Origin of the sequence: Paenibacillus sp. FSL H7-0716 (assembly GCF_038002705.1) — a bacterium.
GTDB classification, from domain to species: Bacteria; Bacillota; Bacilli; order Paenibacillales; family Paenibacillaceae; genus Paenibacillus_AQ; species Paenibacillus_AQ odorifer.
In genome coordinates, this window is sequence record NZ_JBBODA010000007.1 from 187,583 (window position 1) to 200,854 (window position 13,272).

The following is a 13,272-nucleotide window of genomic DNA, read 5'->3' on the forward strand; positions in this document are numbered from 1 at the left end:
CTCAAATTTTTCAAGCTATTTTGTCAGGACAATCCCTCTACCTCGATGCATCTGCAATATCTAGCCCGACCATCGTAATAATGTCTTTATTTGCAAAATACGGAATACGCCGTTCTTTCCCTAGAGTGACTCTACCGTCCTTGTACCGCACACCATTATCGTGAACAATCAGGGTAGGACGCTCTCCATCATCAAATCCCTCATATCCTATACCTAGTACCCAATGGTAATCGTAAGTAAACTTGCCTCTCCACCGCAAACGAAACCACTTATCAAATTTAACAGCCACAGGCCGGCCTGCATCAATCTCTGCTTTATATACTTCAAAATCATTAAACGTAGTAATAAGTAACTTTTGCTGATCCTTCGGTAAAGTCGCTGAATGGATATAGTTCTTCAGTCCTTTGGTAAAACGGCGCACACCCATCCCCCAAGGTCTTCCGCCGTGATGGCTGTATATGTAATTAATATGAGCGGCTTTGGAAGGAAAATGACCTTTCCCCCGAATAAAGTCCGCTCCTGTATGGGTGTTCCAATACTCCGTTAACGCTGCCATCGTAGCTGGGCCACACGCAGAGGACGGGGATTTGACCCCAACCTCCCACTGTGTATATGGCTCCGCAGGCAGTTTCTTACTAATACGAGGCTGTCTATACTTCATTCGGATAGATCCCCTCTTAAAGGGCTAGACTTAGGAGTAATATGTGGAGTCGCCTCCGGAAGTAGAATTACATTTGCACCGGCATCCAATTCTCCTTCTGCAGCTGCTGCCCCTAACATAGTTGTCTCCCGTTCTTCTGTCTGCACTGTATCTTCCACATCTATCTCAGCTTTACTATCAGGATGGATCTGCAGCGTGAAATAGAAATTAGAGCCCTCTCCTTCACTGCTCTCTACAGCGATGGCTCCACCCATCAGCTCAACGAGCTTTTTACAAATCGCCAGCCCCAATCCGGTCCCTCCATATTTGCGATTAAACGAGGAATGCAGCTGATAGAAGGACTGAAACAGCCGATGCTGCTTCTCAATAGGAATGCCGATCCCCGTATCTCTAACATTAAATTTCAAAGTTAATTTCTTTTGATCTGCGGACAGCTTCTGCTCTACGTAAATACTGATGCTGCCCCGATCTGTAAACTTGATTGCATTGCTGACCAGATTGACCAATACCTGACGCAACCGCCCGGCATCGCCCATAATCAGTGGCGGCACTCCAGGTGCCATGCTGCATGATAACTGAATATTTTTCTCCAAAGCCTTAGCTGTAAATAGATCGATTACGCTGTCCAATACGGCTTGAAGCTGCACGGGCTCATTTACAATCATCATTTTTCCGGCTTCAATTTTGCTGTAATCCAGTATTTCATTCAAAATAGATAGGAGCGAGCTGCTGCTCTCCTTAATAATGTCTGTATATCCAAGCTGTTCTTCATCAAGCTCCGTTTCCGCCAGGAGATCCGTCATCCCTACAATTCCGTTCATCGGTGTACGGATTTCATGGCTCATAATAGCTAAGAACTCAGACTTAGCCTGGTCTGCTTTTTCCGCAGATTCCTTCGCACGAATAATTTCCTTCTCATCCGTGATGTCCCGGAACACTACAACAACACCTTTCGGCTCCCCCTTATCAAACAGAGGGGTTACCTGGTATTCCGCAAGAAAGCTAGAACCGTCCTTACGCCACAAGACCGCATCATTACTCTGATAAGATACACCTGACTTAATAGCCTTCATCAGTGGAGATTCCTGCGGCCGATAATGGCTCCCATCAAGCGCTATTTGCTGAATATGATCCAAATAAGGATGGCCCATAATTTCATCATGTTCATAGTCCAGCATTTGCAAACCAGCAGGGTTAATGAACGTCACCTTCTCCTCCATATCGAGTCCAAAGATGCCTTCTGAAACCGCATTTAAAATAAGGGTATACTCATTGCTAAGCTTCTCAATTTGTTCTGTATAACGGATGCGCTCTGTAATATCACGGGAAATCCCATACACACCCACTACTTGGTCATCTACAATGATCGGAATATTGGTAGTATTAATTTCTACAAAGTGTCCGTCTTTATGAATAAGCGTTAGATCATAGCTTTGAGGATAACCTTGGGCGGCTAAGTTAAAATGATACAACGTCTTCTCTATGTCCTTCTCATGCACAATGGGGCCAAAGTACATTCCGATCAGTTCCTCCAGCGAATACCCGGTCAACTTCTCCAAATTCGCATTGGCGGTCAAATAATCTCCATGCAAATTCATAGAGTACACAGCAGATGGATTGTATTCGAACAATGATTTATACCGTTGCTCGCTCTCCTTAAGCTTGAACTCGAACTGCTTACGCTCCGTAATTTCCCGTCCAATCGCTATAATCTCCATGATATTTCCCTCATCATCATAGGTATAACGACTGCTCGACTCGAACCAGACATAGGTGCCGTTCTTATGGCGGTAGCGGTAAGCTACAGCCGGAATAACGCCAGAGCTGAGGCTCTGCTCCATTAAACCTTGCATCATAACTAGATCATCGGGGTGAAGATAATTATATGCGCTTGTCCCAACCATCTCTTCAGGTTCATAACCAAGCAGGGTACGGCTAGCCGAAGAACAATATAAGAAAACACTGTCTTTGATCGCATGACGCGAGATTAAATCCAGCGAATTCTCAGACATCAATCTATAATTGCGTTCACTTTGACGAATTTGTTCTTCCATTTGCTGCTGCTGATCCCGATGATCCACCGTTTCCTGAGCTGCGATCTTTAGTTCCGTAATATCCTCGGCGTATACTATAATATACAAAGGGGCTTGTCCTTCTTCTGCTCCTAATCCAGAGAACATGAGAGACAGGCACACGGGTTGACCTTCTTTATTTAAAAAACAATGTTCCTTCTTCCAGCTGCCCGCTGGCGATTTCTGAAGCTCGTCCATTACTAATCTATAGGAGAGCTCTTTTGAATGTGCCTCTCTATTTTCCGATTCTGTAAAAAGAGCCCCGGCAAGAAACTCGGCCTCCGTAAAGCCAAGTAGATTGCAAAAAGCCGGATTGACTTTTATCCAGTTGAAATCGCCGTTATTCGAAAACAGTACGGCCATTCCTTCTGGAGACCTCATAAATGCATGATCCAGAATTGCGTTAAATTCTACCGAGCTGCCCATTTAAGCCAGACCTCCTTTGTTGCTAGTGCTAAAGCTCTCATACCTTCTTATGTCAGTATACGATAAGAGAACTGGGGAAAGAAATGTCTAGCGCATTATTTTAAATTGGAAATATTTAAATTTAAATTATTGACGTAAACAAATAAACAACTTATATTTAACAATAAATATATCGTTCGTGACCTATTACGATGGAAGCACCCGTAATAAAGGCTTTTGCCTTTGCTACGGGTGCTTTTTTGTTGTCTTCAGGGAAACGGACAAAAGGAGGAGCGAATTAATGAACGCACTAAAGTCATTCCCCTTACTACTACTGGTGATCCTGTTATCGTTAAGCACATCAACGGAAGCTTTTGCTACAGCAACGACTGAATTAACACCCTCTATTCAAGCGGAGTTTGATCTAACAGCTGCCACTGCCGACGGTCCTACAAGGATAAAGATGACTAATCTGTACAATGATTTATCTACTTTAAAGATGCAATACAATAACCGTGAGGAGCAGATCCGAACCCTTCACTATAATAATGAGCAAACACTGATTACAGTACGTAAGCAAATTAAAGAGATTGATTTAGCAACCGTAGCTCAGCTGGAGGCTACCGTTAAGAGCTGCAAACAGCACTATCAGCCCTTATTCGACCAGTACAATGCGCTTAATAAGCGTATCAAGATCGCCAAGGGTCTTAAAAACAAGACTTTGAATACCGTATTACAAGCCCAAGGTGATGCTATGAAGGTCTTGGTTCAGTTGGCACGCAAAGAAATTAGCGACAGACAGAATCAGTTGAATACAGCGAAACAGGTACGTACCCGAAAGATAACCTATGCCCGCAAAACCTTGTCTGGCATTGATAGCCCACAGGTCTCAATTAAATCTAACAAAAGCGTAGTCACCTCATTGAATAAACGGATTTCCGCAGATTGGAGTGACTTCAAAGCAGCCATTCGCAAGCAAAACCTTACATTAACCACTCAGTCTCTGTCCTCACTCGTCTCCGGGTACCGCCAAATCGCAACGCACAAGCAAAAAATCATAGAATTAGAACAAAAGATTTCTGCTGTCATTGCTGATACGAGGAAACAGATCATTTAACGGACTTTTTCTTCTCATTCGCTCTGCGGTAAGCCATTACTTTGCGGTACATGCTTTTATCAGAAAGGTGTTTAAAAATATACGGGTCCGGACTAGTATTCACTTCAATAATCCAAGGCGTCATGGATCTATCCAATCCTACATCGACACCAATCTGTCTAAACCCAGGATATTTCTTATGGTAGAAACGTCCGGTATCTTCGCCTAGCTTTCTCAGTATCTTAAGCATTTGCGCTTGCTGAGCTTCGTTCAGATAAGGAGACAGCAGCTTTTCCATAGCAGTTAGTTTGCCGCCGCTATGATAGTTGGTAACAATCTTACCTTTCTCAGCTACCCGACCGATCAGACCGGTAGTTTCCCATTTGCCCTGCGGGCTGAGCTGGACCATCACACGGATATCAAAGCGGTGTTTCCCGTGCTTTAGCAAAACTATTCCTCTTTGAATCAGGTAACTACGCCCACGCGTCGCTTTCTTTAAAGATAAATGGAAGGCGTCAAAGGTTCTAAAGGTTTTGAGTCTTGTTCCACTTTGGTACTTATATTCTGTTCCATGAGCCTCTCTACTCTGTTCAACCTTCATCACACCATTGCCATAGGTACCGTATTCCGGTTTAACATAAACCATTCCATACTTCAGCAGCATAGCTTTCAAATTGACTTTACTGAATTTTATCGTTTCGGGAATCAACGGTGAAATTTCAGCGCTTCGCATGAGCACTTTGGTTTTAATCCATTTGCTGGTCAATGCAGACTTTAACTTCTTTCCCAACTGTCCTCTCCCCTGTCCCTCAAAAATAATCACGGCCTTTGTAAGCCTTAGTATTTTATGCTGCAAATGTACAAATGGCATGAGTGAAACGCCCTCTCCGCTTTCGGATGTATCTACTGTTTACTGTGTTGCATATGGTGGAAGAGGATATCCATTAGCGGATAAAAGGAGGCGTGAACCATGCACATTTGTATCATTGCACCGGAGCAGTTCCCAGTTCCGGGAGACGGTTCTGTAGAAATCTGCATTTGGGCCATTGCCAGAAGACTGGCGGAGAGACATAAGGTAACCATTGTAAGTCGGAAGGTACCTGGATTACCTGCTGCCACTATATTGGAGCAGGTGAGAATTATCCGATTGCCTGCAAGCACCCCAGCCCATTATCTTACCTCGGTATTAGAATACATTCAGAAAGAATCCTTTGACATCATTCAGGTTGATAATCGCCCCCATCTTATGTCTGCTGTAAAGAAGCAGCTTCCTCATATCCCGGTATTTCTGTTCCTGCACTCTCTTACCTTCACACCGGGTACAGATAAAGTGGCAAATGCCTTAGCAAAAGCAGATCTGATCATCGCTAACAGCCACTCCTTACAGCGAAGATTGGATCGCCGCTTCCCTCAACTGACCACAGGGATTCATATTGTCTTATTGGGAGCTGATCTTGACCGGTTTACCCCTGTGCCGATATCTGAAAAACAACAGCTTCGTAGTTTCTACAAACTCCCGCAGACCTTCACAGTTTTGTTCGTTGGTCGGGTTATACCCCGCAAAGGAGTGCCTATATTAATACGTGCTATGTCGCATTTAAACAAACACCTCCCCGCTCATCTGGTTATCGCCGGCAAAGGCAAACCGTCGTACATACGGCAGTTGAAGCTTCTTGCACGGCGGCTGAGAGTGTCTGTTACTTTTCTAGGAAATGTGGCTCATGAGAATATTCACACCCTTTATCAGGCGGCAGACTGCTTTGTATGCCCTTCCCAGAACCATGAATCCTTCGGCCTTGTTAATGTAGAAGCTATGGCCTCCGGTCTACCTGTTATCGCTTCTAATAATGGAGGTATCCGAGAGATTGTCGCCTCTGGCCATAACGGTTATCTGGTAGAACGATATCGCGAGGCTTTACCCTTTGCCCGGTATTTGCTGCGTATAGCCCGCCATCCACAATTGGCAGTTACCATCGGATCACAAGGGAGAGCCGACGCTCTTGAAGCCTTCAATTGGCAGCGTACAGCAAACCATTTAGAACAGCTGTATCAAGCTTCTGCAACACCACAGCAAGGGTACAGAACTCTTGCAGGTGGAATGCAATTGTAGACTCACCACAAGTAGGGGTTTCCATAAGCCATCAACTGGCTGCTGGGTCCCTTTTCTTTTGGAGCTTGCTTGAGCTAAACACCAATCTCCGACTGAACTAGGTAACATATGCACATACAAGGTAGCTATCGGACACAGCTGACTCCAAACGCAGCTTTATTCCACATTTGCAAAGCTAAAGGACCCTATAACCACTATTGGCATGAAAAATGCCCCATATGAACGTCATCCATAGGAATAACGTCAGTGGAGTCCGCAAACATGTTCCAAGGGTCAAAACTAACAAATAACGTCATATGGGTCCGTAAGCCTCAGAGGAGGATTATTACTCCGCGATGCAGACAGTTCATGAGCAACAGCAAAAAGCAGCGATCCTCCCTCACGGGAGAATCGCTGCTTGCTTTGTTTGTGAATTTTACATTACATAGGTAAGTTTCATTCAAATCAATTGAATAACTGTAAGCACAAGCCCTACGACAAACCCGCATAAAGCTCCGTTCACACGAATCCATTGCAGATCTTTACCCACTTTATCTTCCAGCATATTCACTAGACTAGCGTCATCCATGCTGTCCAGATTCTCTTTTACCAAAAGACCTATTCTGTAGTGGTTAGCCTCTACAAAGGCAATTAGCGAAGCGCGAATCCGCTCTTCCCAGCTACTGATCCATTCTTGTTCCTTGCCAATACGACGTACAAGCAGGGTATATAACGTGAACAGCTTGCGTCCCCCAGCCGCCCGATCTTCCTCCAATAGAGAAATTGCTTTGCTGCGAATGTTCTCCAATTGCGTATGCAGAAATGCGGTTGCCGCTTCGCCTTCAAGCTCATTCAGTGCCCATTCTTTTAATGAAGCCAGTCTAGCCTCATCATTAACAATCTGGAACAGGGCCACTCGAATCTCGCGGATAATCTCTTCACGGTATGGGCTATCCTCTTCCCGAAAATCGCGGATACCGGACTGCAACATACCTTGCAGCATTTCACCAAGCATATCTGCATCCATAAACCCGACAAAAGCCTGAAAAGCCATACCTTTAAGTCCGCCAAGCTTCACTTCAGCCAATTTCTCGCTGGCGATCTTGCCCAGCATAGCTTTCGTTTCAGGACGTCCGCTCCAATTAGATACCCCTTCCAGCGCATAGTCCAGAGCAGCTACATCTTTACCGTCATTCATTAACTTAGTAACTATTTTATCAGCCGCAACGCCAAGCTCAGCTTCACGAACATATTCGGAGGCTGCCTTTTGCAGAAAGGGTACGGCCTTCTCTACCGGAAGACGAGACACGAATTCGCCAAGCTGCTCCAATATTTGTACTCTTGCCTTCTTTTTACTAAAAAACTTTGTCAGCAGCTTGGAGCCCATTGATATAAAGCCAAACTTACGCAGCTTGTTCTCAATGCTTTCCTTGTTAAGAAGCTCAGTCTCCATCGCGGTGATTAGTGATTGGATGATCTTATCGCGATTCTTGAGCAGTAGTGAGGTATGTGGAATACGCAGCCCCATCGGATGGCGGAACAGCGCCGTTACCGCGAACCAGTCGGCAATCCCCCCCACCAAACCGGCCTCGAAACCACCTCTCAGTAGAATCACGGCTAGGTTTTCAGGTAGAAACAGTGTAATCAGAAACCCACATGCCATAAAGGCGAGTGACATGGTGGCTAAGTTTTTGGATCTCATAAATAGTCCCCTTTACATAAGCAGCTGCCGATGTCCTTACGCAGGAAAAATACCGTCGGTCACGTTCCTCGAACATAAGCTGACGATAGATTCGGCTAGTCGGTTAGTTTGACAACTATTGTACCACGACTGAACTATTTTCTAAAAATATACTGTAAAAACTCTTATCTCTTGTTAGACGTTCATTATTGTGCATTTGCATGAAAATGGTTTTTGGTTTTCAGAATATTAATGATAAGATACAAGTAACGTTTCAAATCCCCTTAAAAAGTACTACTTTACCTGGAAAAGGAGCTCATACAATATGCTGATTGCTTTAGATATGGATGGAACATTACTGAACGAAGAAGGAAACATCAGTCCAAAAAACCGCGAAGCTATTATAAAAGCTCAGAAACTAGGTCACATTGTTATCATTGCTACAGGGCGCTCCTTTATGGATGCAGAACGTCAGCTTCGGCTGGCGGATCTGGAATGTCCTGTAGTCAGTCTAAATGGCGCAGTCGTCACATTATCTGATCGCACCCTCGCGGCAAGCACGCCGCTGAATAAAGCAGACATCATTCCTGCTCTACGCTGGATGAACGAAATTCCGGACTTGTATTACGAGGTATACACTGAGGATAACGTTTATGTAGAGCTGAACAAACGTGTACGGTTAGAGAAATTATCTGCACTAAGTGATGAAGAAGTTCCTGAAGAAGTCAGCTGGCTGCTGAAAGCAATGATCGATCAACAGTTTCAACAAGCAGCGGTAACCTATGTGGAGAGTATGGAAGAGGTTTGGAGCAAGGAGGAAAATGTTATTTATAAAACATTGGCTTTTTCTCTAAACCGAGAGCTGCTCAAGGAAGCTTCCACCCGCTTCGCAGCTATTCCGGGCTTAATTATTACCGCCTCCCATGTAAATAATATCGAGATTAACCATGAAGAGGCCCACAAAGGCTCCGGGGTAACCATGCTTGCTGACCATTATGGTATCCCGCTAGCGGATGTAGCTGTCATGGGTGACAGTTATAACGATCAGCCGATGTTCGAGAAGGCCGGCTACCGGATTGCTATGGCTAACGCTGCGCCAATTCTTAAGGAAATGGCGGAATTCATCACCACCAGTAATGAGGAAGACGGAGTCGCGGCAGGAATTGAGCATCTTTTGAATAGAATTTCTAAAGAATAATTTCTGTATAAAGCAGTGAATGCACAAATAGCACCGTGGGCAGTTCTGCTCACGGTGCTATTTGTGGGTTTATTTTTGCTAGGTAGAGGGCTTCCATCACACTTTAGGTTTAGGTTGTGGCACGCCTATAGCTTACTTGTGGCTTACCTATAGCTTACTTATCGCTTTCCTGTAGCTTACTGTGGCTTGCCTATTGCATCCCCCGTCCCTCTCAAGAATTAGTTGTACTTCGTACAGTTAAATGCCCTCTTTTAGGCGCTAATTCGGATTTAATTGCACTCTGTACACTTATATTCAGCAAATCTATTCAAAACGCAAAAATTCGCGATTTTTAACTGTACAAACTACATCTAAATCGCAAGACATTCGCTACTCCACGAAATAGTTGCACTGAATACATCTATTTCACTTCAGCCACGCAATCTATCCATATCTATAGCAGCCTCCGGGTTAAAGCGAACTACCTTTCCATTCATCCCAAATCATCAAGGAAGCTGTCCTCCCCCTCCCATTCGGCAGACACTCGTACGTAGTCATCCACCTCAGGAAATTCCAACAGTTCAATGATAATCAATTCGAGCGCTGTAATGGCCCGCAGCCCATGCTTCGTACCAGCAGGAATCGTGACCGTGTCCCCGGCGGCAACCGCATGAAGATGGCCATTCATCCGGTATTCTCCATTCCCAGAAAGAAAAGACCAAACTTCTTTAGTATGCCGATGAAAATGGTAGCTGGTGTGCTCACCTGCCAAAATGGTTATTTTTGAGGTCGTAACCTCAATACCGGCTGCCGTGCGAGAGAAATCCAAAATGCGTGAGGTACCCCAGCGTTTTTCTTCAATCATCGGCTTCGCTGCATGGCCCTCCAGCTTCTGCTTAATTCGTTTTGCCTGCTCTATCCCAGCAACCAAAATGCCATCTGGCCCCGACGCCACGATTAAACCAGGAGCGCCAATGATATGCACAGGACAAGTGAGTTCGTTGATCAAATGGGTACCTTTTGAATCCTCAGAAATACTCCCACTGCCAATTACTCTTCCTTGCAAATGGGGAACAAGTGCATCCCAGCTGCCAATATCCGCCCACACCCCAATATAGGGGATGACTACCGCTCGCCGCGTGTGTTCTAGCACCTCATAGTCAAAGCTTCGTTCTGGCAATTGATCATAATGCTCCATAAATTCCATGTAATCTACGGGAAGATCCCGTTCCACCATACTTGAGAGCAAGTACCCTAATGAGCAGGAAAACACGCCGCAATTCCACAGTCCTCCCTGAGAAATGAACTCGGCGGCTGTCGATTCGTTCGGTTTCTCTGCAAACTGTTTAACATTTAAAAAAGACGTCCCTCCTACCCCAGACCCTTCACCCGGCAGAATATAACCGAACTGCGTAGAAGGAAATTCAGGTAAAACACCAATTAAAGCAATGTCCGCGTGTGATTCGGCAAGCACACTCGGAAATTGATGAAGCTGCTTAAAAAAAGAAGCCTCCACATACGAATCCACCGGAATGACCACTACGATCTCATTTGAGTCCATACCCTTCACAGAATGCAGATAACTCGCCGCCAGAGCTACTGCAGTAAAAGTCCCCCGTTTCTGCGGCTCTGCTAATAAAGGGACTTGAGCACCAACGGATTTGCGAGTAATCTCCACCTGACTGCGATGAGTCACAATGCAGCTTGAATCCAACAAACCTACTTCTTCCAGCCCTCTGCATACCCGCTCGATCATCGACTCCACACCGCCAGCTTCTGTTGGAAGCAGCCTTAAAAAAGCTTTTGACCTGATCTCATTTGATAGCGGCCACAACCGCTTCCCCGATCCCCCTGAAAGGAGTACGATCTGCAACCCTATCGCCCCCCTGCGTTAGATTTAGCCCCCGGTGTTCTCACATACCCCTTTCGTTTATGAAAAGACAATGATCTATACTTCTCAGCCAGCTGATTCACTTTCTGCTTGGATAGCTGTCCTGCATTCATATGGAGACCTTTATTACGCGCTTTTTGAATCTTCATTCCCTCGCGATTTTTCGAATACAGGTAATTGGCATAGGTTTCGAATTCGGAAAAGGCAAATTGCTTGGAGCGGTTCATACTGTGTAAAATAGCTCGATACCAAGGCATTTGGTGTTTTGCTTCTATCTCTCTTTTCATTTGAGCCAATTGACTGCGTTCAAACAGCATGTAATGGGTCACAAATGATGATTTTGCGGTCACCTTGCGGCCCATGAGTTTCCTATAGGTTACAAAATACTGTGGTTGGCTCCAGTTCCGGCTGTAAAAGAGTGTCTTGCCATTCGCCCGAAAATGGTGGGGGGTGATCAGAACGGTATCGGCATCAATGACCAAAAAATAATCCGCTGTGCAGAGCTTGTCGCCATTCAGCTTCAGCAGCTGTTGGAATAGCCAGCCGGAACGTTCCCAGGTGCGTGAGCGGTAATGAATGTCTTTTTTCGTAATCGGCAACACCGTATTCTCGTCAATAAAGGTACAGCCTTTTGTGCGGCAGAACTCAATCATCCGTTTCTTTTTGGGAGCAACAATTATTATCCGGCCGATGGGATGCTTAACCTGCTTTCTAACAGCGTCAATCACATGGGGAAGGGTCTGTAAATCTTTTTCAATCGCGGGTATCAGTACATCTATAGTAACGGCATGTCTGATGCGGGCCTTACTGGGCGAGGGCATAGGGTCATCTCCATATCATGTTTTTGCTTTAGGATATGAGCATGATAGGAAAAGGGAATGGGCATCACAGAATTGTTCAGGGGAGTGGCAAATGTGCGCTGGACAATTCTGCGATGCGCGGGGCAGAAATTTTTATATTATAAAAATAGAAACAGCCCTGCACCCAGCGCCCTTTACTGGGGCAAATATGCCTCTTTTTTCGCTTACGGAGGCGGATTCGCCCTTATTTAGGGCATTTTTGCCTCTCTTCTACGTCGCAGCTCCTCTTCTGCTCATTTCTAGGGCATATATGCTTCTCTTTTTGCTTATGGAGGCGGATTTGCCCTTATTTAGGGCATTTTTGCCCCTCTTCTACGTCGCATCTCCTCTTCTGCTCATTTCTAGGGCATATATGCCTCTCTTTTCGCTTACGGAGGCAGATTTGCCCTTATTTAGGGCATTTTTGCCTCTCTTCTACGTCGCAGCTCCTCTTCTGCTCATTTCTAGGGCATATATGCCTCTCTTTTCGCTTATGGAGGCGGATTCGCCTTTGTCTAGGGCATTTTTGCCTCTCTTCTACGTCGCAGCTCCTCTTCTGCTCATTTCTAGGGCATATATGCTTCTCTTTTCGCTTATGGGGGCGGATTCACCCTTTTCCAGGGCATTTTTGCCTCTCTTCTACGTCGCAGCTCCTCTTCTGCTCATTTCTAGGGCATATATGCCTCTCTTTTCGCTTACGGAGGCGGATTCGCCCTTATTTAGGGCATTTTTGCCTCTCTTCCACGTCGCTGCTCCTCTTCTGCTCATTTCTAGGGCATATATGCTTCTCTTTTCGCTTATGGGGGCGGATTCACCCTTTTCCAGGGCATTTTTGCCTCTCTTCCACGTCGCTGCTCCTCTTCTGCTTCTTTTTAGGGCATATATGTCTCTCTTTTCGCTTACGGAGGCGGATTTGCCTTTGTCTAGGGCATTTTTGCCTCACATTCCGCCCACGCAGTCACATTCCAGCCTATTTACGGGATTTATACCGCACATTCCGCCCACCCAGTCACATTCCAGCCTATCTACGGGATTTATGCCTCACATTCCGCCCACGCAGCCACATCCCACCCAATCTACGGGATTTATGCCTCATATTCCGCCCACGCAGCCACATTCCAGCCTATCTACGGAATTTTTACCGTACATTCCGCCCACGCAGCCACATTCCAGCCTATCTACGGGATTTATACCACCGTTGTGTCCCACTCCCACACCAATCCCCAGATTTTTACTGGCTCAATATCCAACACTTTTCCTGTGCAGTAAAAAGCCTGGGATGGTATATTGTAGATTGGCTAAATTTTCGGCAAATTTTAAGATGAACTCAAACATCATAGAACTAGATTTGTTGAGATCAC

At 45.4% G+C, this 13,272-nt stretch carries 9 protein-coding genes; 3 read left to right on the forward strand and 6 right to left on the reverse strand.

Going from position 1 to position 13,272, the window contains the following annotated elements:
- Nucleotides 1-37: 37 nt before the first annotated feature.
- Together MHH60_RS12100 and MHH60_RS12105 are read right to left on the reverse strand one after the other, a co-directional pair.
- Entirely contained in the window at nt 38-661 is a 624-nt protein-coding gene (locus MHH60_RS12100; RefSeq protein ID WP_076134795.1) for a C39 family peptidase, read from the reverse strand.
- Complete coding sequence (locus MHH60_RS12105) at nt 658-3,159, reverse strand: PAS domain-containing hybrid sensor histidine kinase/response regulator (protein ID WP_076134794.1); 2,502 nt, start codon at nt 3,157-3,159, stop codon at nt 658-660. The genes MHH60_RS12100 and MHH60_RS12105 overlap by 4 nt, the downstream gene beginning before the upstream one ends.
- 280 nt (nt 3,160-3,439) lie before the next feature.
- Between MHH60_RS12105 and MHH60_RS12110 the strand changes: the two genes are divergently transcribed.
- Complete coding sequence (locus MHH60_RS12110; RefSeq protein WP_076134793.1) at nt 3,440-4,255, forward strand: hypothetical protein; 816 nt, start codon at nt 3,440-3,442, stop codon at nt 4,253-4,255.
- On the opposite strand, the gene MHH60_RS12115 is transcribed toward MHH60_RS12110, so the two are convergent.
- Nucleotides 4,248-5,024: a YheC/YheD family protein gene (locus MHH60_RS12115; protein WP_232061115.1), complete on the reverse strand. Its 777-nt coding sequence runs from the start codon at nt 5,022-5,024 to the stop codon at nt 4,248-4,250. The genes MHH60_RS12110 and MHH60_RS12115 overlap by 8 nt on opposite strands.
- 180 nt (nt 5,025-5,204) lie before the next feature.
- Between MHH60_RS12115 and MHH60_RS12120 the strand changes: the two genes are divergently transcribed.
- Nucleotides 5,205-6,344, forward strand: a complete 1,140-nt coding sequence (locus MHH60_RS12120) for a glycosyltransferase family 4 protein (RefSeq protein ID WP_076134792.1) — start codon at nt 5,205-5,207, stop codon at nt 6,342-6,344.
- 439 nt (nt 6,345-6,783) lie between these two features.
- Here MHH60_RS12120 and MHH60_RS12125 read toward each other — a convergent pair whose 3' ends face one another.
- Complete coding sequence (locus MHH60_RS12125; RefSeq protein WP_076134791.1) at nt 6,784-8,025, reverse strand: DUF445 domain-containing protein; 1,242 nt, start codon at nt 8,023-8,025, stop codon at nt 6,784-6,786.
- A 304-nt stretch (nt 8,026-8,329) separates the two neighbouring features.
- On the opposite strand from MHH60_RS12125, the gene MHH60_RS12130 reads away from it, so the two are divergent.
- Nucleotides 8,330-9,202 carry a Cof-type HAD-IIB family hydrolase gene (locus tag MHH60_RS12130; protein ID WP_076134790.1) on the forward strand — a complete coding sequence of 291 codons (873 nt, stop codon included), beginning with the start codon at nt 8,330-8,332 and terminating at the stop codon, nt 9,200-9,202.
- Between the two features lie 472 nt (nt 9,203-9,674).
- Here the strand turns inward: MHH60_RS12130 and MHH60_RS12135 are convergent, their stop codons facing one another.
- Both MHH60_RS12135 and MHH60_RS12140 read right to left on the reverse strand, forming a co-directional pair.
- A complete protein-coding gene (locus MHH60_RS12135) occupies nt 9,675-11,054 on the reverse strand; it encodes a sugar phosphate nucleotidyltransferase (RefSeq protein ID WP_076134789.1) in 1,380 nt (459 codons plus the stop codon).
- Between the two features lie 2 nt (nt 11,055-11,056).
- Nucleotides 11,057-11,893 (reverse strand): DUF6492 family protein, encoded by an 837-nt coding sequence (locus tag MHH60_RS12140; protein WP_076134788.1) that lies wholly within the window; start codon nt 11,891-11,893, stop codon nt 11,057-11,059.
- Nucleotides 11,894-13,272: the final 1,379 nt, after the last annotated feature.